The following is a 19,727-nucleotide window of genomic DNA, read 5'->3' as shown; positions in this document are numbered from 1 at the left end:
TCAAGCCTTGCAGCGCTAATCCGGCCGCCATCGCTGGCAAGCCAGGCTCCTACAGGTTCGCGGTGTGGCAACGAACAGTGCCCATCAGTGGGTTCCGGGATTGGCCCGTACATGCGCCACGGTCTTTTCCAACCCCTGCCACGCCGGCGCCTCACCGGCAAACCGACTGCGCAGATACGCCGCCAACTCCGCCACCTGGGTATCGGAAAAACTGTCCTTGAACCCCGGCATATAACCCAGGTCCCGGGTTGCCGGATTCTGGATGCCCTGCAGGATCACCTTGAGCAGATTGTCCGGCACATCGCTGTGCACATTGCTGTTGGTCGCCAGCGACGGGCTGACCCCGAACAGCTTCGGCCCCAACCCATCGGCATGGCAGCCCTGGCAGGAACCTTCGAACAGGCGCTGGCCGTTGTTCAAAGACAACTTCACCTCGGGCACCCGGCGTTCCGCGGCAGCTACCGGCCGGGTCGCCTTCTCCACCACCCGCGCCTCGGCCTGCGCGCCATTGAGCGACGCCAGGTACACCGCCATCGCCCGCACATCGTCCTTCGGCAATTTCGCCAGCTCAGTGACCACCGGCCCCATCGGCCCCGTCGCCACACCATGGGCGTCGGAGTAACCGGTGCTCAGGTAGCTGAATAACTGATCCTCGGTCCACGGCGTCGGCGCCTTCGACAAGCCGTTCAACGCCGGCGCCTCCCAACCATCGACCATGGCCCCGGACAGAAACGCCGCCCCGCCCTTCTCCGCACCGAAGAGATTGCGCGGTGAATGACAGGCCGCGCAGTGCCCCAGGCCATTGACCAGGTAGGCGCCACGATTCCATTGCTCACTGCGCTGCGGCTGTACCTGGATTTCGCCCTGGCGCAGGAACAAGGCATTCCAGCCGGCCATCAACGGCCGCTGGTTGAACGGAAACCTCATCGCATTGGCCTTGGCCGGCTGGCTGACCGGCGTCTGCGACATCAGGTAGGCATACAGCGCCTGCATATCGGCATCGTTGATATTGCGGAACGCGGTATAGGGAAACGCCGGATACAGGTTACGCCCGTCACGGCCGATGCCATCACGCATCGCCCGCTCGAACGCCGGATAGGACCAACTGCCGATGCCGGTCTGCACATCCGGGGTGATATTGCTGCTGTACAAAGTGCCGAACGGCGTCTCCATCGCCAGCCCACCGGCATTGCTCGCACCACCCGGCGCCGTGTGGCACACCGCACAATCGCCGACCGCCGCCAGCAAGCGCCCGCGCTCCAGTGTCGCCGTCGACCAGGTCCCGGCACTGGGCGGCGCGATGGGGGCGATTTCGCCATGCCAGGGCCAGGCCGTGGCAGCCATGCCGAGCAGTGCGCCAAAGGCCGCGAACAACGAACCGAACAACCATTTCGAACGTTTCTCCGGCGACTTCGGCGGATCCCCGGCAGTCCCGGCATTGAGCGCCTGCAACACCCGCTCCGGGGTAATCGGCAACTCGCGAAAACGAATCCCGGTGGCATCGAAGATCGCGTTGGCAATCGCCGCCGCGCTCGGCACCGAGGCCGACTCGCCGGCGCCCATGGGCGGTTCGCTCTGGCGCGGCATCATCAGCACATCGATCTGCGGCACCTCGGGAAAGGTCAGGATCGGATAACCGCCCCACTCCTTGCTCGACACCGTCGACTCCTCGAAGGTCACCCGCTCCTTGAGCACCCGGCTGGTGGACTGGATCACATTGCCGTGAATCTGGTGCCGCACCCCGTCGGGGTTGATCATCATCCCCGAGTCATGGCCGATCACCACCCGGGTCACCGAGACATCGCCGGTCTGTCGGTCCACCGCCACATCGGCGACCCAGGCCGCCCACGCCGCGCCGAAACCGGGAAACTTGCTGTGGATATAACGCGCATAGGCGAAACCGCGACCGCGCAACAGATGGTCGTCGCTGGGCGTTTGCATGGGCGCGGTGCGTGGAGTCCAGGCGGCCCGTTCGGCGGTGGACTTCACCAGGTCCACCGCCCGCGGGTCCGGCAGGTAACGCAGGCGATACTCCACCGGATCGACCCCGGCGGCAAAGGCCAGCTCGTCGATATAGGACTCATGGGCAAAGGTGTTGGGCAAGGCCGACACCCCGCGCATCCACGAGGCCCGGACAATCGGCGACATGTCGTTGATGCTGACCCGCATGTGTTCATAGGCGTAGGGGGGGATCGAGGTGCGGTCGCCCATTTCGAACATCGCCGCCACCGGTTCCACCCGGCCGGTCAGCAGCAAGGCCAGGGTCGGCGCGCCGTTGGACGGGTAGCTGGTCTGGAAATCGTAGGCGGCCACGCTGCCGTCGGCATTCAGGCCGCCATCGATGTCCATCAGTTGCGCCGTGCCCTTGGGCTCCCAGGCATGCTCCTGGTCGCGAGTCAGTTGCACCCGCACCGGCTTGCCCACCGCCCGGGACAGCAACAAGGCGTCGGCACAGACGTCATCGGCGCAGTTGCGACCGTAACAGCCTGAGGCCTCCATGCGGATGATCTCGATACGTTCTTCCGGATACTCCAGCAGCCAGGCCAGGTCAGCCCGCAGCAGGTGCGGATTCTGGCTGCCGGACCAGACCCGGATACCCTCCTCGTGATAATCCGCCAGGCCACAGGACGGTCCGATGGAGGCGTGCATCTGATAGGGCCAAAGATAAGTGCGCGGCATGCGTTGGCTGGCACCGGCAAGCGCCCCATCCACATCGCCCTGGTCCAGCACCGTGCGTTTGATCCGCGGGTTGTCGCGAATCGCCTGTTCGACATTGCTCAGGTCCGGCAACTTCTGCGTCCAGTCCTTCCAGCGCACCCGCAGTTCCCGGGCGGCCTTCGCCGCCTGCTCTTCACGCAGCGCGACCACCCCGATAAAGTCACGAATCACCACCACCGCGACGATCCCGGGGATATGCGCGATGGATGACTCATCGACTTCCAGCAGGCTGTTGCCGACAAAGTCGCCGCTGTCGAAACCGGCATAAGGTGGGCGCACGACCCGGCCATGGAGCATGTCTGGCACACGCATGTCATGGACATAGACCAGTTCGCCGGTGGCCTTGGCCGGAATATCCACCCGCGCCGTGCCCTTGCCCACCAGCCGATAGTCTTCGGCCGGCTTGAGCGGCGCATTGCCGCTGATGCGCAACTGGTCATGCTCGCCCGCCACCAGTTCGCTGTAACTCAAGGCCCGGCCATCTGCTGCCTTGACGATACCGTGCTCGACCCGCAGCGCCGCCACGTTCAGCGACCAGCGCCCGGCGGCCCGCGCCAGCAGGAAACGCCGGGCTTCGGCCGCGGCATTGCGCAACGGAATCGCAGAAATCTGCAGGGTCGCGCTGGCAATGGTCGCGCCCTGGTTCGGCGCCCGTTCGGTATCGCCGAGCACCATGCACACCTGCTCCAGCTCCAGGTCCAGCTCTTCGGCGACGATCTGCGCCAGCGAGGTGCGGATGCCGGTGCCCAGGTCCACATGGCCGTTGAAGGCATAGACCCGACCATCGTCATTGACCGCGATAAACAGTCCCAGCTCCTTGGGTTTTACCAAGGGCGTGCCGCCCTTGGCCACCGGTCCCGAGGGCGGCAGGATGTCATCGACGACCAACAGCACGCCGGTCTTGGCCAGCCATTGGTCGCGGGTTGGGATGGCGTCGCTCATGGTCGTCGATCCTGGTTCAAGGCAATGGACGGGCGGCACGCAGCACCGCGCGAAGGATTTCGATATGGGTGCCGCAGCGACAGAGATTGGCCGAGAGTTCCTGGCGGATCTGAGCTTCACTGGGGTGCGGGATGCGGTCGAGCAAGGCCTTGGCGGTCATGATCATGCCGTTCAGGCAATAGCCGCACTGGGCCGCCTGCTCGTCGATAAAGGCCTGTTGCACCGGGTGCGGCGCCTCGCGGCTGCCGAGGCCTTCGAGGGTGACGATCTGTCGACCCACGGCGCCGGCCAGGGGAAACACGCAGGAGCGCGCGGCCACGCCGTCGACGATCACCGTGCACGCCCCGCACTCCCCCAGGCCGCAGCCGTACTTGGGGCCGTTGAGCCGCAGGTCGTTGCGCAGCACCAGCAACAGCGGGGTGTCGGCCATGGCCGTGACCGAATGGCGTTGGCCGTTGACCTCAAGGGCTAGCGTGATTTCCTGCGTCGTCATGGCTTGCGCTCGCTTCATTTGATGAAGCAACTACTACATGAAAAGGGTATGGGTTGAGAACTATGTCTCCTGACGACACACTTTTTTCGATGAAGTGGTTACTACATGAAGAGAGAGCAAGAAGAGTGCCAGTTGGCCATTCGGGTGCTTGCGTCAGCCATTGGCGAAACGCAAAACCTGTAGGAGCCAGCTTGCTGGCGATAGCGATTTATCAGGCGACAGCGATGTCGGCTATCAGATCGCATCGCCGGCAAGCCAGCTCCTACAAGAGCCCGCGCACCAACATGATTCGCGGTGAATACGCAGACCCTGTAGGAGCCAGCTTGCTGGCGATAGCGGTTTATCAGGCGACAGCGATGTCGGCTACCAGATCGCATCGCCGGCAAGCCAGCTCCTACAAGAGCCCGTGCACAAGAAGTTATTCGTCGCGGTCGTCGATCATCTTGCGCAACAGGAACAGCACCGCAACCCGCTCGGCGGGATTGAGGTTGCTCATGGTCAGCTCGCTGATCTTCGCCGCGCAGGGCACGGTCTGCTGCACCAACCGGCTGCCGGCCTCGGACAAACCGACGATAACCTTGCGCCGGTCTTCCGGGTCCGGCTCCAGGCTGATCAGTTCACGCGCCCTCAGTCGCTCGACGATGCCACGAATGGTCGCCTGGTCCACGGCGGTGGCCTTGACCAGCTCGGTCAGCGAGCTGGGACCGTGATCGCGCACCGCGCACAAGGTCACGAACTGCACGGCGGTGAGCTGCGAATCGCCGACATTCTGCTGGAAGATCGCCATATGCCGCTGGTAGGCCTTGCGCAGCAGGTGGCCGACTTGTTCGGAAAACACATAAGGATTGGAATCAGGAATATCCGACACGGCGGGCTCGAAAAGGCGAGGGAGAATGGGCAGGCATGATGGACAGATTGTGGGAGGGACTCAAGTGTGGGGTTGTCTGACAGGGCCTCTTCGCGGGCAAGCTCCGCTCCCACAGTACCGCGTCATACCTATCAGTATCGGTAGACGCCAGAATTGTGGGAGCGGAGCTTGCCCGCGAAGAGGCCAGCAAGACCACCCGAAGCCTCACTGGCAAGCCCCCTCCCACCGGACTCAGCGGGCCCGCGACGCCTCTGGCGCCACCACATCACCGCCGATCACCACCGCCTGGTCATCCAGGTACACATCGCAATGACGCAACGGAATGTCCATATGACACGGCGTCTTGCGCGTCCCGCCGACCTCGGTATTCGGCCCGGTGGAGAACAGGAAGTTGCCATAGAACGCCCGGGCATCCATGCACATGCCGTCGTTCTTGTCGTGCAACCCCATCGCGGTCCACTGCGCCCGGGGTTGCAGGCCCCAGCCGATATGGGAGATGCCGTACACCTCAGGGTCATTGAAATACTTCATGTAGTCGCGCAGGTACCCGGCCTCGAAACCACCGTGGATCGAGGTGATAAAGCCCTTCTCGATCTCCAGGGTGATCTTCTCCCGGGTGTAGGTCTTGAACGGCAGCAGGATATCGCCGACATCCAGCACCAGCACGCCCTCGGCGGTTTCCTCGTTCGGCCAGGAAAACAGGAAACCGCTCGGCCAATGGTCCCAACGTCCCGGTTCGTCGGCGAAACCGTACTCGGTCACCGACGGATACTGCCCCAGCGCCGCACGGAAATCGCTACCCGCCCGGGAGGTCACATGGATCGAACGAGCCTTCTTCAACAGCGCTTCCGCCGCCAGCACCCGCACCTTATCCGCCTCGCTGGGGAGCATGCGTGCCAGCACTTCCGGCGGCTCCACCGCCAGCAGGATGCGCGTGCCGGTCTTGAGGATCTGCTCCTGTTCCGGTGAATGCAGCAGCATCATGGTGTCGACGATCAAATCCGCCGCTTCCAGCGCCCGCTGCGCGGCGATATTGCCGGTCAGCGCGGTGTCGCCACAGTAGGCGGTCATGTCGTTGCCCATGGCCGTCGGGTGGTTGAACGACGGCAATTCCACCGCGTACACCTTGGCCCCCAGGCGCTGCGCCGCCTCCATCGCCGAGCGCACGGTACGCGGGTCGGAGTAATGACTCTTGAGCACCGCGACACTCTGGGTCGAGTCGACTTTCGACAGTTTCAACACGTGCTCGAACATTTGCGTCAGTTCGCAATCACTTACCGGCATTTTCTTCTCTCCTCTTCGTTCGCGCTGCACCAAGTCGAGGCGCGACGCTTCAGCTTAGTGCGTATTTGTAGCGTATACGCCATTTAATATCGATAAGACCTGAATTAACGGCACTCTGCAAGCAGCAGACCAAAACGTTACAAACCCACACACAGCCAATAAAGTTTGGTTACTTAGCGTTACCCATGGCGAAACGCGGTGAAAATTTAATTTTTATAGAGGATCTTCTCTTTTGAAAAAAAGAGCGTATACACTTTAAAACCCGGTGGAAAAAACCGCCGCCCCACACTCGGAACGAGGAGCAAGCCCCATGGCAAGCACGCAAAAAATCGCCATCGTCGGCGCGGGCCTGGGTGGCGCCGCCGCCGCCACGCTGTTGCAACAAGCCGGATTCGACGTATCGATCTACGAGCAGGCCCCGGAGTTTTCCCGCCTGGGCGCCGGGATCCACATGGGTCCGAATATCATGAAGATCTTCCGGCGCATGGGCATCGAGCAGCAGCTCGACCAGATGGGCTCGCACCCCGATCACTGGTTCAGTCGCGATGGCATGAGCGGTGACTACCTGTCGCGCATTCCCCTGGGCGAATTCGCTCGCAAGGAATACGGCGCGTCCTACATCACCGTGCACCGTGGCGATCTGCATGCGTTGCAGATGTCGACGATCAAGCCCGGCACCCTGCACTTCAACAAGCGCCTGGAAAAGATCGAGGACTGCGGTGATCAGGTACGCCTGAACTTCACCGACGGCACCAGCGCCAGCGCCGATATCGTGATCGGGGCCGATGGCATCAACTCGAAGATCCGCGAGGAACTGCTGGGCCATGAAGCGCCGCTGTACAGCGGCTGGGTCGCCCACCGCGCGCTGATCACCCGTGACAAACTGGCCCGCTACGACCTCGATTTCGAGGACTGCATCAAGTGGTGGAGCGAGGACCGGCACATGATGGTCTACTACACCACCGGCAAGCGCGACGAGTACTACTATGTCACCGGCGTACCGCACCCGGAGCTGGACTTCGAGGGCCCGTTCGTCGACAGCAGCCGCGAAGAGATGTTCGAAGCCTTCCAGGGTTACCACCCCACCGTGCAGGCGCTGATCGAATCCACCGACAGCGTGACCAAATGGCCGTTGCGCAACCGCAATCCGCTGCCTCTGTGGAGCCGCGGTCGCCTGGTGCTGCTGGGCGATGCCTGTCACCCGATGAAACCGCACATGGCCCAGGGTGCCGGGATGGCCATCGAAGACGCCGCCATGCTCACTCGCTGCCTGCAGGAAACCGGCCTCGGCGACTACCGCACCGCCTTCGAACTCTATGAAGCCAACCGCAAGGAACGCGCCTCGCGGGTCCAGGCGGTGTCCAACGCCAATACCTGGCTACGCACCCAGGAAGATCCGGCCTGGGTCTACGGCTACGACCTTTACGCCCAGGTACTGAAATCGGGGGTGGCGGCGTGAGCACTTTCGTCCATGGCGGCAACGTCCAGGCCAACGGTATTCGCCAGCACTACCTGCGTTATGGCGGCCAGGGCCCGGCGCTGATCCTGATCCCCGGCATCACCAGCCCGGCGATCACCTGGGGCTTCGTTGCCGAACGCTTCGGCCGGCACTTCGACACCTATGTGCTGGACGTCCGCGGCCGCGGCCTGTCCGCAAGCGGTCCGGAGCTGGACTACAGCGCCGAGGCCTGTGCGAAGGATATCGCCGCCTTTGCCGCCGCCCTGGGCCTGGACAACTACCACCTGGTCGGCCATTCCATGGGTGCACGCTTCGCTGTGCGCAGTGCCGTGCTCAGCCCCGCCGGGGTCAAGAGCCTGGTGTTGATCGATCCGCCGGTGTCCGGTCCGGGTCGGCGCGAGTATCCGAGCAAGCTGCCCTGGTACGTCGACTCGATCCGCCAGGCGCTGATCGGCATGGACGCCGAGGCGATGCGCGCCTTCTGCGCCAGCTGGACCCCGGAGCAACTGCAACTGCGCGCCGAATGGCTGCACACCTGCTATGAGCCGGCCATCGTCAGGGCCTTCAACGACTTCCATACGGTGGACTTCCACCAGGATCTGCCCCAGCTCAGCGCCCCCACGCTGCTGTTGGTGGCCGGTCGCGGCGGCGTGATCCTGCCCGAGGACCAAGCCGAAATCCGTGAGCTGCAACCGAGCATCCGGATCGCCCACGTGGCCAATGCCGGCCACATGATTCCCTGGGATGACCTGGAAGGCTTCTTCACCGCCTTCGGCGACTTCCTCGGCGTCAGCCTGACCTGAACCTGTAGGAGCGAGCTTGCTCGCGATGGACGTTAACGATAACGCGGGGCACCTGATACCCAGTGGTGCCTGGACAACCATCGCGAGCAAGCTCGCTCCTACAGGGTAATGACCCGAACCTTATAAGGAGACCCGCATGATCAAGCCCTACCGTATCGGCCAGATCGTACCCAGCTCGAACACCACCATGGAGACCGAGATCCCGGCGATGCTCAACGCGCGCCAGGCGATCCGTCCGGAACGCTTCACCTTTCACTCTGCCCGCATGCGCATGAAGCAGGTGCGCAAGGAAGAACTGGCGGCCATGGACGGTGAATCCGACCGTTGCGCCGTCGAGCTGTCCGACGCCAAGGTCGATGTGCTCGGCTACGCCTGCCTGGTGGCGATCATGGCCATGGGCCTGGGCTATCACCGCCAGTCCGAGGCCCGGCTGCGCAAGGCCACCGCCGACAATGACGGCAACGCCCCGGTGATCACCAGCGCCGGCGCCCTGATCGAAGGCTTGAAAGTCATGGGCGCCAAGCGCATCGCGATTGTCGCGCCGTATATGAAACCGCTGACCGAGCTGGTGGTGAACTACATCCGCGAAGAAGGTTTCGAGGTGGTGGACTGGCGCGCCCTGGAGATCCCCGACAACCTCGAAGTGGCCCGTCACGACCCGGACAACCTGCCAGGCATCGTCGCCGGCATGAACCTGGAAGGCGTCGATGTGATCGTGCTCTCGGCCTGCGTGCAGATGCAGTCGCTGCCGGCAGTCGCCAAGGTCGAGGCGCAGACCGGCAAACCGGTGCTGACCGCCGCCATCGCCACCACCTACGCGATGCTCAAGGCCCTGGACCTGGAGCCGATCGTGCCCGGTGCCGGCGCCCTGCTCTCCGGCGCGTACTGATCGAGGAATCTCGCCATGAGCGAACAAAGCGCCAATGACAATTACCAGGGCGTCTGGGGCCAGCGGATCGGCTTCGGCCACAAGCCGGCCCTGCTGATGATCGACTTCATGCAAGGCTACACCACCGAAGGCGCGCCGCTATTTGCCCCCGGGGTGGTCAGCGCCGTGGCCGAAAGCGTCGAGTTGTTGGATTGTGCCCGTCGTCATGGAGTTACGGTGGTGCACACCAATATTCGCTACCATCCGGGGCATTTCGCCGATGGTGGCATCTGGGTGCGCAAGGCACCGGTGATGAAGGACATGGTCGAGGGCAATCCGCTCGCGGCCTTCTGCGCAGCGGTGCTGCCGCTACCTTCGGAAGTAGTGATCAGCAAGCAATACGCCAGCGCGTTTTTCGGTACCAGCCTGGCCTCGCAGTTGCACGCCCAAGGCATCGACACCGTGGTGCTGGCCGGTTGTTCCACCAGTGGCTGCATCCGCGCGACAGCGGTGGATGCCGTCCAGCATGGTTTCCGGACCATCGTGGTACGTGAATGCGTGGGTGACCGCCATCCGGCGCCCCATGAAGCGAATCTGTTCGACATCGACAGCAAGTACGGCGATGTCGTCAGCAAACAGGAAGCGATAGAGAAGTTCAAGGAGCAATAAGGTTTTACGAAGAACCGCGCCATAGAGCGTGGTCTTGAAAAACTGAGAGCCCACTTTGGAATACGGCTTGTTGAACACAGCCGATCAACTGTGGGAGCTGGCTTGCCTGCGATAGCGGAGTGTCAGACGACAGCAATGTTTCTGAACGACCGCCATCGCTGGCAAGCCAGCTCCCACATTGAAAAACCAGTGCAGCTCCCAGTCTTCTGACACTGCCTTTGGAAGCCGCCTTTACTGCGCTCCAGAGTGCTGGAAAAAGCGGCTGTATAAAAACCATAAGTCACCGCCAGGAGACAACCAATGCCCATTGCGAATGCGACAACCGCGACTACGGTCGCCGACCCGACTCAAGCGCTTTACCACAAGATCACCTGGAAACTGATCCCGTTCCTGTGCTTCTGCTATCTGGCCGCGTACCTCGACCGGATCAATATCGGCTTCGCCAAACTGCAGATGCTCGACCAGTTGCACTTCAGTGAAACCGCCTTCGGCCTCGGGGCCGGGCTGTTCTTCGTCGGCTATATCCTCTTCGAAGTACCGAGCAACCTGGTGCTGGAAAAGGTCGGGGCGAAAATCTGGATCGCGCGGATCATGATCACCTGGGGCCTGCTCTCGGCCTGCACCATGCTGGTGACCTCCACCACCCAGTTCTACATCCTGCGTTTCCTCCTCGGCGCCGCCGAGGCCGGGTTCCTGCCGGGCGTGCTGTTCTACCTGACCACCTGGTTTCCGACCAATCGGCGCGGGCGGATCATCGCCCTGTTCATGATCGGCCTGCCGCTCTCCAGCGTCATCGGCGGACCACTGTCGGGCTGGGTCATGGGCCACTTCGACCAGGTCAACGGACTGCGCGGCTGGCAATGGCTGTTCCTGATCGAAGCCGTGCCCAGCGTGTTGCTCGGCCTCCTGACCTTCCGGGTGTTGCCGAACCACTTCCAGCAGGCCAAATGGCTCAACGAAGAGGAAAAAGCCGTACTGGAAAGTGAACTGTTGAGCGACGAGGCCAGCAGCCCCGAGAGCAAGCAGCATTTCCGCGACGGTTTCTTCAACCTCAAGGTCTGGATGCTCGGCGGTATCGATTTCTCGATCCTGCTCAGCGCCTATGCCATGGGCTTCTGGATGCCGACCTTCATCCGCAACGCGGGGATCACCGACACCTTTCATATCGGTGTGCTCACCGCCCTGCCGAGTGTCGCTGCACTGCTCGGCATGCTGCTGATCGGCGCCAGTTCCGACAAGCACCGCGAACGCCGCTGGCACATCATCGTGCCGTTTTTCATCGGCGCCGCCGCCATGGCCACCAGCACCTTCTTCACCCATAACGTGGTGGCGACGGTGGCCCTGTTCGCCATTGCCTCGGCGGCGATCATCGGCGCGGTACCGGTGTTCTTCAGCCTGCCGGCGACCTTCCTCAAGGGCACCGCGGCGGCCACCGGCTTTGCCCTGGCCTGCTCGCTGGCGAACATCGCCGGGCTGGTCAGCAACTCGCTGATGGGCGTGGCCATCGACCTCACCGGCAGCAGTGCCGGAGCCCTCTGGTTCTTCGCCGGTTGCCTGATCCTCAGCAGCTTCCTGGTGATCGCCTTGCCGGCCAAGCTGGTCAATCGTTAAGTAGGCCACTGACCTGCCGATGGCGTTTCCAGGCATCGGCAGGCAGGCTGGATTAGCGCAATACAACAACCACTCATTGGGGCATATCACCATGCAACGCTTTCTCAAGGGCTGCGCGCTGGCGCTGGCTGTCGGTCTGTCGGCCGGCTCGCTGCAAGCAGCCGAAAAAGTCATCATCGACACCGATTTCAACGTCCTCAACGACGACGGCCAGGCCTTTATCATGCTGGCGCAGTTGCACGCGCAGAAGAAGATCGACCTGCTGGGCATGACCCTGGTCAGCGGCAATGCCTGGGTCGACCAGGAACAGGTCGACGCGCTCAAGGCCGTGGAGCGCATGGGGGTGGAAAAGGAAATTGGCGTCTACTCCGGCGCGGCCTATCCGCTGCTGCATGACTTCGCCACTTATCCACAGGAGCAGGCGCTGTTCGGCGCAGGCTGGCCGGGGGCGTTCAAGAACCCGCGGCCGACCTCGGCGACACAATTGATCGCACCGCCCGATGGCCTGGCAACGCATACCAAACTGCGCAGCGAAACCGCGCCGCAGTTCATTATCGACAGCGTGCGCAAGAATCCCCATGAGGTGACCCTGCTGGCTATCGGTCCGCTGACCAACCTGGCTCTGGCGATCCGCCAGGCGCCGGACATCGTGCCGCTGATCAAGCGCATCGTGTACATGGGCGGCGCCATCGAGATCCCCGGCAACACCACGCCGGCGGCGGAGTTCAACTGGTGGTTCGATCCCGAGGCGGCGAGGATCGTCCTGCGCTCGCCGATCGAACACGTGATCTTCCCCAACGATGTCTGTGAGAAAGTCACCTTCGATGCCTCGGTCTACCAGCGGGTGATTGCGGCCAAGGGGGCGGTGCCGGAGCTGTACAAGAGCGTGTTCGGACCGCAATTCGCCAAGGACCCGGGTTATCACAGCTTTACCTGGGACAGCCTGCCGGCGTTGTTCCTCGCGGAGCCGGAAATCGTCACCGAATCGCGCGATATGTGGATCGATGTCGACACCCATTTCGGCCCGGACTACGGTCGCGCGCTGGGCTACAAGAAGAACCCGCCGGTGGGGACGCAGAAAGCCAGGATCGTGTTCGCGGTGGACCAGAAGAAATTCTGGAACGACTACGTGTCGCTGGTAACCTTGCCGACGCCGGTGAAAAAGCCCTGAGGCCAGCGCTGTCGGATAGGCCGCTATCGCCGGCAAGCCGGCTCCCACAGAAGAGCAACCGTGAACGCTCCATTGGAGTAGACACAGATCTCTGTGGGAGCTGCTTGGCCAGCGATGACCGCGTAGCGGTCGCCATTCAGAACCGCACGTCAGCCGTGTTCAACACCTGCACAAACGCCCCGTTCAAGGTCGCGTTGTGATGTTCGACAATCGCCCGGGCCGATAGCCCGGGCGTATCCATGCAGGTATGGGCATCGCCCACCAGGAGCGCCTCGAACCCCAGATCCCGCGCCAAGCGGCTCGTGCTATCGACGCAATACTGGGTCTTCATCCCGACGATCACCAAGCGCCCGATACCGGCATCATCCAGTTGCTCGGCCAACCCGGTATTGAAGAAACAACTGGGGCGCGTCTTGTCGAGCAAACGATCCACCGCGGGATCAACCTGAAGTTCCGGCACCAGTTGCCACAGGGCACTGCCCGGCGCAATCGGCGAGCCTTCAGGCCCGTTATGCCTGACCGCGAAAATCGGCGCATTGGCCTGCCGCGCCCTGCCAATCAATTGATTGATATTCTCCAGCACCCGCTGCCCTTCCCAGGGCTGGTCGGGAGCGTGGAACAGACCGACCTGCATATCGATGATCAACAAAGCCGAACGCTGTGCATTGTCTGCTTGCATGGGGTGTTTCTCCTTCCGTGTGATACCCACAAGAGTACCGCAAGCAAAAGTCCCCTTCTCTCAAATCCGCAACCGCCAGTGCCCGTTACGACGCAGGTCAACCACGGATAAAGGCTCGATATCGATCGCGTTGAAGGAAGCGGGGCCGGCCCCCAGGGCATGCAGCAGTGCCGCGCGCATCACAAAGGGATGGGTCACCACGATAAAATGCCCCTCCTCGCGAAAGCCCTCGAGCCAGGCCCCGACCCGGGCACACAACGCCGCCACCGACTCGCCCGCCGGCGGGGCCTGCGTCGGGTCCGAGGTCCAGGCCGCGAGCAAGTCGGGCTCGCTCTCAAGCAAGTCGGTCAGCGCAACACCCTGCCATTCGCCAAAATCCAGATCGCCCAGTTCCGGGACGATTTCGATCTCGCCACCCAAGGCCTCGGCGGTCTGCCAGGCGCGGGTTTCCGGGGCACTGAGGATACGCACCGGTTTTTTCAGACGCGCCGCTAGTTCAGCGGCCTTGAGCAAGCCCTTGGGCTCCACCGGCTCGTCCAGCGGGAAACGCCCCAGGCGCTGGGCCTCGGTGCGGGCATGACAAACAAAGCTCAAACGCGTCGGCATAAGGGTGTGTTCCGAAAGGCAGTCCGTGTCGTGGCTCAACATACCGGGAAGTCACTCGACCCGTATTGCAAGTATCGCTCACGCGAACCCAGGCTCAAATGCGACGTTCGGCTGCAGAGCGAGCTAGTATAGTCAGCTCACTTCATTCCACGAGGAACCGCTCGATGCCTGCTGCCCTGCTCAAGAAAACCCTCGGCGCCCTGCTCCTGCTGGCCGGCCTGGCCGGGGCGAACGCCGCCTTCGCCCATGCCCACCTGAAAAGCGAAACCCCGGCCAAGGACGCCACCGTCAGCGCCCCGGCCGAATTGCGCCTGGTGTTCAGCGAAGGGGTCGAAGCGGCCTTGAGCAAGGTCGAAGTCAGCAGCGCCGAGAAGAACGTCATACTGAAAAGCATCGCCACCGATCCGGCCGACAAGAAAACCCTGATCGTCACCCCGGCCGCACCGCTCCCGGCCGGCGAGTACAAGGTTGTGTGGCACGCGGTGTCGGTCGATACCCACAAGAGCGAAGGCAACTACAGCTTCAAGGTGGGCAACTGAGTCTATGCAAAACGCCATGGTCCTGTGCCGCTTCCTGCATTTCGCCGTGGTGTTGTCGTTGTTCGGGGCCTGCCTGTTCAGACCCTGGCTGATCGGCAGCGCAGCCCGACCGGCACTGGATCAACGGCTGCTCCGGATCAAGCGCTGGCTGGCGCTGCTGGGCTTGCTCAGCGCCGGGGGTTGGCTGCTGCTGACCACCGCCGATATGACCGGCGACTGGGCCGACGCCCTGAATCCGGCCACCCTGCAGTTGGTTCTGGGCAAGACCTTTTTCGGTCAGGTCTGGAGCTGGCATCTGAGCTTGTGCCTGCTGCTGTTGCTCAGCCTGCTGGCCAACGCCCGCCCGGCCGTCAACCTGCTGCTCGGTTTCCTGCTGCTGGCAACCCTTGCCCCGGTCGGCCACGGCGCCATGCTCGACGGCCTCGACGGGCGCTTGCTGATGCTCAACCAGTTCATCCACCTGAGCGGCGTCGGTGCCTGGGTCGGTGGCCTGATGTTGCTCGCCCTGATGTTGAACCAGCCAGCGGAACATGACATCAAGCAGGTCCTGGGACGGTTCGGCAGCCTCGGCTACCTGATGGTCGCGGTGATTATCGTCACCGGCCTGATCAATGTGCGTGTGCTCACTGGCGCCATCTGGCCGACGCCACTGTTCAGCGGCTTCGCCCTGATCCTGCTGATCAAGGTGCTGATGGTCACGCTGATGCTGGGACTGGCGCTGTTCAACCGGGTGATGAGTCCTCGCGGACGTTTCAGCATCCTGCGCACCAGTGTGGCGGTCGAATGGCTGCTCGGGCTGGGGGCGATTCTCGCGGTATCGCTGTTGGGCACGCTACCGCCGATGCTGATGGACTGAACCCACCCGGGCATGGCCATCGAACAACGTAAAGCCGTCCGAACTTTCATACCCCTGTTCGCAAAAAAACCTGTCTCATCTAATCATCTATATGAATCCATCAGGTATATTCCCTCCAACCGCGTAACAAAATAATACAAGAAGGGGTTCCCGTTGGATCTTTCACATGCCGCGTGGCTTGCCCACGACACCCGCCTGATCGTCTGCTGCCTGCTGGCAATCGCCACCATCATCGTGCTGATCAGCCTGACCAAACTGCCCCCTTTCCTGTCCATCCTGATCGGCACCTTCGTCGCCGGGATCGGCGCCTCGTTGCCGCCAGAAGAAGTGGCCAAGGCCTTCAGCAAGGGCGCCGGCAGCCTGCTCGGCGAAGCCGGGATCATCATTTCCCTGGGTGCCATGCTCGGCGCGTTGATGGCCGAGTCCGGGGCCGCCGACCGTATCGCCTCGACCCTCTTGCGCCATGCGCGGGGCAAGGCCCTGCCCTGGGTCATAGCAATGGTCGCGATGATCATCGGCCTGCCGCTGTTCTTCGAAGTCGGCCTGGTGCTGATGGTGCCGATCATCTTCGTGATCGCCCGCCAATCCGGCCAGCCGCTGCTCAAGGTGGCGATCCCGGCCCTGGCCGGCATGACCACCCTGCACGCACTGATGCCGCCCCATCCGGGCCCGCTGATCGCGGTCAGTGCCTTGCACGCCGACCTTGGCATGACCATGTTGCTGGGCTTTTGCATCGCCGTTCCGGCGGTGATCCTCGCCGGCCCGCTCTACGGGATCTGGCTGTCCAAGCGCATGGATGTGAAGGAGCCGGCCGAACTCGGCGCCCTGTTCACCGCCAAGGTCCAGACCCGGCGCCAACCGAGCTTCGCCATCTCGCTGCTGATCATCCTGCTGCCGGTGCTGCTGATGCTCGGCAGCACCCTGGCCAAGGTCGCCATGGCGCCGCAAAGCAACTTCGCCATCACCCTGAAGTTCCTCGGCGAGCCCTTGGTCGCCCTGGGCATCGCGGTAATCGCGGCGGTGATCTGCCTGGGCTGGTCCATCGGCATGGCCCGCGACCAGGTCGGCAGCGTGCTGCGCAAGAGCCTTGGGCCGATTGCCATGCTGCTGCTGACCATCGGCGCCGGCGGCGGCCTGAAACAGACCCTGCTGGAAGCCGGCATCAGCGACACCATCAGCAAAGTCGCCACTGGCGCCAACATGTCCTACATCCTGCTGGCCTGGCTGATTGCCGTGGCGCTGCGCCAGGCCACCGGTTCGGCTACCGTGGCAACCACCACCACGGCGGGTATTCTCGCGCCGCTGATGGCCGGCCTGGCGAGCACCCAGAGCTCGCTGGTGGCCCTGGCGATCGGCGCCGGCTCGGTGTTCTTCTGCCACGTCAACGACGCCGGCTTCTGGATGGTCCGCGAGTACTTCGGCTTGCAGCTCAAGCAGACAATCTGGGTCTGGTCGGTGTTGCAGACCATTGTTTCAGTGGTTGGCCTGATCGGCACGCTGTTACTGTGGCAGTGGTTCCAGTAACCCATTGCGACGAGTTGAAGATTGACGGAAGGCGCCTCCCAACTGGGATAATGGCGCCTTTCCCCAGGGAATAACCTGACTCAAGGAATAGTCGTCATGGACAAAAAGCAAACCCGGCAACAGGCGCTCGAGTTACTGGACGCCGGGACACCGAAAAGTCAGATTTTCCAGTCCTTGCGTGGCGGCGCCCTGAAAGACAAGGCGCTGGCAGTGTTGCTGGCCAATCATCCCGATCCGCAGCTATACCAGCGCCATCGCTGGAAAGTCATCGGGGTACTCGCCATCATGATCCTGCAGGGCTTGCTGGCGGCCGCCGTCGGCTTTGTGTTCGGGGCGAGTATCGGCCCGACGGCTGTCTGGTTGATGCCCCTGGGTTTCGCCGCCATTCCCTTCCTGCTGGCCTACGGCGTTTACCGCAACCACTCCAGCTACTACACCGTCTACGTCCTGCTCAACGTCTCGCAGTTCCACCGAGCGTTCGACGGATTCAGCGAGGAGCCGATCACTACGGTTATCGGCGTGCTGATCGGCTTTGCCAGCCTGGTGTACGTCATCTACGTGAAGTCACTGCTGTTTCCGGACGTGGTGTTCATGTCACCGAAAAAGATCAAGGGACAGTACGTCTTCAGCCGTTGAGCTCAGTCTTCGGTGTTGGCAAAGCGCTTCAGCACCTCACCGTCCATGCGGTAGCGCACCCATTCACTCAGGGGTTGCGCGCCGATGGATTCGTAGAAGCGAATCGCCGGCTCATTCCAGTCCAGCACACTCCACTCCAGGCGCCCGCAGTCATTGGCGCAGGCAATCTTCGCCAGATGCCGCAACAGCTTCTTGCCCGCCCCGGCACCGCGTTGTAGCGGCGACACGTAGAGGTCTTCCAGGTACAGGCCATTACGCCCGAGCCAGGTGGAGTAGCTGAAGAAAAACACCGCAAACCCGACCGGCTCGCCGTCACGCAGGCAGATCAGGCCATGGGCCGTGGCGCCTTCGCCAAACAGGCTGCGCTCGATGTCGACGACATTGGCGATCACTTCATGGCGGGCTCGCTCGTACTCGGCCAGTTCAGTGATAAAGGCCAGGATCTGCGGCGCATCGCTGGGCCGGGCTTCGCGTATTTCGAGGGACATGGGCGCTTCCAGAGTCGGTGAAGTCGCCCATGCTATGCGGATTGTGCGACGGCTTGAATCATTTCAATGAAAATTCACCATCGGCAGGCCGATCAGCAGCGTCAGGCTGAGGATCAACCCCGCACCGACACCCAGCCCGAGCAGATGCCAACCCAGGGCATCCCGACGCTCCCGGCTTGCGGACAGCGCCGCCTCACGCCCGCGCGATGCCCGGCTGCGCCAGGTACAGCACTTCATAGGCTTTGTCTGCGCGGTGGCGGTCGGGTTCGGATGACGACAGGGTGAACTAGATCAGCAGGAACAACGCCAGCAAGCCACCGAAGATCGCCCACTTTTCCAGGTAGTAGCGGGTGCGATTGCGCTTTTTCAATTCCTTGCCCCGCAGGCGAATACCGTAGATCTTGGTGAAGAACTTGTTGATCCCACCGGTCTTGTCGTTCGCATCATTCGGCGAGGCGGCGGCGGACATCACGTTGCGGCTGAACCAGCGGTTGAACGCTGTCGCCCAGCGATACTTCAACGGACGCTCGACATCGCAGAACAGGATCACACGATTCTGCTCGGTCTTGTTTTCGGCGTAGTGGATAAAGGTCTCATCGAACATCACCGGCTCGCCATCGCGCCAATGGTAGTCCTGGCCGTCGACATTGATGTAGCAGCCCGGATCGTTCGGCGTCTCCAGGCCCAGGTGATAGCGCAGGGAACCGGCGTAGGGGTCGCGGTGGCGAACCAGGCGCGAACCCGGCGGCAACTCGGCGAACATCGCGGCCTTGATGCTGCCGATGCTGTTGAGCAGCTCCGTGGTACGCGGGCACAGCTCGACGGCGGAAGGATGGTTGTCGCCGTACCACTTGAGGTAGAAACGCTTCCAGCCGGTCTTGAAGAAAGAGTTGAAGCCGACGTCGTTGGGCGTCTCGGATTTCTTGATCTCACCGGCACGCAGCAGCGCCAGGGCCTCGGTGCGGATTTCCTGCCAGTTGTCCTGCAGCGGCTTGAGCTCGGGGAAGTCGGCCGGCTCCAGGTACGGACGGCTCGGCACCTTGGAGAACAGGTAGAGGAAGCAGTTGATCGGGGCCAGGAAGGTCGAGTGGTCACTCAGTTGCCGGCTCAGCTTGTGCCGGACCTTGCCGCGCAGGTGTACGTACGCGATGGACAAGACGTAAACAGCGATGATGATGAGTTTCACGGGCGTCGTCACAGAAGTCAAAAGGACACGCTACCCTTCATGCATCTGGTGAGCCGGTGCACACAAGCCGGGGTCCAGACGTCGCAAAGGTAGCCAACGCGCTAGGGTAGAACAGCTGGCGTATGGGTTTCCAGTGTTTCGTCTTCCGGATGAAAGCAAAATCACTATCCATTACAGGATTTTCTTACAGCGCTACTGGCACGGCCCATCTCCGCAGACCTGGCACGCTCTTGTGAACACGAGGCAACCTTGTAATTGGATGGACTCGCCCAAGCCGAGGCGTCTGTAGCGCCACGGTGGCATTCTAATGAAGCCAACGACAGCGAG

The 19,727-nt window shown here is 62.5% G+C and carries 19 protein-coding genes; 10 read left to right on the top strand and 9 right to left on the bottom strand.

Annotated elements, in window-relative coordinates:
- Nucleotides 1–84: 84 nt before the first annotated feature.
- From AC07VG_RS15420 to AC07VG_RS15405, 4 genes are all read right to left on the bottom strand, one after another.
- Nucleotides 85–3,660 carry a molybdopterin cofactor-binding domain-containing protein gene (locus AC07VG_RS15420; protein ID WP_495003887.1) on the bottom strand — a complete coding sequence of 1,192 codons (3,576 nt, stop codon included), beginning with the start codon at nt 3,658–3,660 and terminating at the stop codon, nt 85–87.
- 16 nt (nt 3,661–3,676) lie between these two features.
- Nucleotides 3,677–4,153 (bottom strand): (2Fe-2S)-binding protein, encoded by a 477-nt coding sequence (locus AC07VG_RS15415; protein WP_495021447.1) that lies wholly within the window; start codon nt 4,151–4,153, stop codon nt 3,677–3,679.
- A gap of 418 nt (nt 4,154–4,571) precedes the next feature.
- On the bottom strand, nt 4,572–5,012 hold the full coding sequence (locus tag AC07VG_RS15410; RefSeq protein ID WP_495003899.1) for a MarR family winged helix-turn-helix transcriptional regulator: 441 nt from the start codon (nt 5,010–5,012) through the stop codon (nt 4,572–4,574).
- Nucleotides 5,013–5,252: 240 nt separating this feature from the next.
- Nucleotides 5,253–6,305, bottom strand: a complete 1,053-nt coding sequence (locus AC07VG_RS15405) for a 2,5-dihydroxypyridine 5,6-dioxygenase (RefSeq protein ID WP_495003885.1) — start codon at nt 6,303–6,305, stop codon at nt 5,253–5,255.
- A 310-nt stretch (nt 6,306–6,615) separates the two neighbouring features.
- Here AC07VG_RS15405 and AC07VG_RS15400 point away from each other — a divergent pair, with 310 nt between their 5' ends.
- The 6 genes from AC07VG_RS15400 to AC07VG_RS15375 all read left to right on the top strand — a co-directional run bounded on the left by AC07VG_RS15400 (nt 6,616) and on the right by AC07VG_RS15375 (nt 12,886).
- The gene (locus AC07VG_RS15400) at nt 6,616–7,764 is read left to right on the top strand and encodes an FAD-dependent monooxygenase (protein WP_495003884.1); all 1,149 of its coding nucleotides are present in this window, start codon (nt 6,616–6,618) and stop codon (nt 7,762–7,764) included.
- A complete protein-coding gene (locus AC07VG_RS15395) occupies nt 7,761–8,567 on the top strand; it encodes an alpha/beta fold hydrolase (protein WP_495003883.1) in 807 nt (268 codons plus the stop codon). Before AC07VG_RS15400 ends, AC07VG_RS15395 begins: the two co-directional genes overlap by 4 nt.
- A 136-nt stretch (nt 8,568–8,703) precedes the next feature.
- Entirely contained in the window at nt 8,704–9,456 is a 753-nt protein-coding gene (locus tag AC07VG_RS15390) for a maleate cis-trans isomerase family protein (RefSeq protein WP_495003882.1), read from the top strand.
- Between the two features lie 15 nt (nt 9,457–9,471).
- Nucleotides 9,472–10,104, top strand: coding sequence for an N-carbamoylsarcosine amidohydrolase (locus AC07VG_RS15385; RefSeq protein WP_495003881.1), 633 nt, complete (start codon nt 9,472–9,474; stop codon nt 10,102–10,104).
- Between the two features lie 300 nt (nt 10,105–10,404).
- Complete coding sequence (locus tag AC07VG_RS15380; protein WP_495021446.1) at nt 10,405–11,715, top strand: MFS transporter; 1,311 nt, start codon at nt 10,405–10,407, stop codon at nt 11,713–11,715.
- 91 nt (nt 11,716–11,806) lie between these two features.
- Nucleotides 11,807–12,886 carry a nucleoside hydrolase gene (locus AC07VG_RS15375; protein WP_495003898.1) on the top strand — a complete coding sequence of 360 codons (1,080 nt, stop codon included), beginning with the start codon at nt 11,807–11,809 and terminating at the stop codon, nt 12,884–12,886.
- 136 nt (nt 12,887–13,022) lie between these two features.
- Here the strand turns inward: AC07VG_RS15375 and AC07VG_RS15370 are convergent, their stop codons facing one another.
- Nucleotides 13,023–13,565, bottom strand: coding sequence for a cysteine hydrolase family protein (locus tag AC07VG_RS15370; protein WP_495003879.1), 543 nt, complete (start codon nt 13,563–13,565; stop codon nt 13,023–13,025).
- 60 nt (nt 13,566–13,625) lie between these two features.
- Nucleotides 13,626–14,171, bottom strand: coding sequence for a histidine phosphatase family protein (locus AC07VG_RS15365; RefSeq protein ID WP_495003878.1), 546 nt, complete (start codon nt 14,169–14,171; stop codon nt 13,626–13,628).
- Nucleotides 14,172–14,335: 164 nt separating this feature from the next.
- Between AC07VG_RS15365 and copC the strand changes: the two genes are divergently transcribed.
- From copC to AC07VG_RS15345, 4 genes are all read left to right on the top strand, one after another.
- Entirely contained in the window at nt 14,336–14,710 is a 375-nt protein-coding gene (copC, locus tag AC07VG_RS15360; protein WP_495003877.1) for a copper homeostasis periplasmic binding protein CopC, read from the top strand.
- 4 nt (nt 14,711–14,714) lie between these two features.
- Nucleotides 14,715–15,566 carry a copper homeostasis membrane protein CopD gene (gene copD / locus AC07VG_RS15355; protein WP_495021445.1) on the top strand — a complete coding sequence of 284 codons (852 nt, stop codon included), beginning with the start codon at nt 14,715–14,717 and terminating at the stop codon, nt 15,564–15,566.
- Nucleotides 15,567–15,719: 153 nt separating this feature from the next.
- Nucleotides 15,720–17,090 carry a GntT/GntP/DsdX family permease gene (locus tag AC07VG_RS15350; protein ID WP_495003875.1) on the top strand — a complete coding sequence of 457 codons (1,371 nt, stop codon included), beginning with the start codon at nt 15,720–15,722 and terminating at the stop codon, nt 17,088–17,090.
- 96 nt (nt 17,091–17,186) lie between these two features.
- Nucleotides 17,187–17,726 carry a hypothetical protein gene (locus AC07VG_RS15345; protein WP_495003874.1) on the top strand — a complete coding sequence of 180 codons (540 nt, stop codon included), beginning with the start codon at nt 17,187–17,189 and terminating at the stop codon, nt 17,724–17,726.
- 2 nt (nt 17,727–17,728) lie between these two features.
- On the opposite strand, the gene AC07VG_RS15340 is transcribed toward AC07VG_RS15345, so the two are convergent.
- The 3 genes from AC07VG_RS15340 to lpxO form a co-directional block, all read right to left on the bottom strand.
- Nucleotides 17,729–18,214: a GNAT family N-acetyltransferase gene (locus AC07VG_RS15340; RefSeq protein WP_495003873.1), complete on the bottom strand. Its 486-nt coding sequence runs from the start codon at nt 18,212–18,214 to the stop codon at nt 17,729–17,731.
- A 63-nt stretch (nt 18,215–18,277) separates the two neighbouring features.
- A complete protein-coding gene (locus AC07VG_RS15335) occupies nt 18,278–18,451 on the bottom strand; it encodes a hypothetical protein (RefSeq protein WP_495003872.1) in 174 nt (57 codons plus the stop codon).
- Between the two features lie 49 nt (nt 18,452–18,500).
- Entirely contained in the window at nt 18,501–19,400 is a 900-nt protein-coding gene (lpxO, locus tag AC07VG_RS15330; protein ID WP_495003871.1) for a lipid A hydroxylase LpxO, read from the bottom strand.
- Nucleotides 19,401–19,727 lie beyond the last annotated feature (327 nt).

This window comes from Pseudomonas sp. GW821-FHT03C07 (assembly GCF_059420925.1).
The sequence above is the reverse complement of the archived record's forward strand: the minus strand, read 5'-3'. Positions and strand labels throughout refer to the sequence as shown.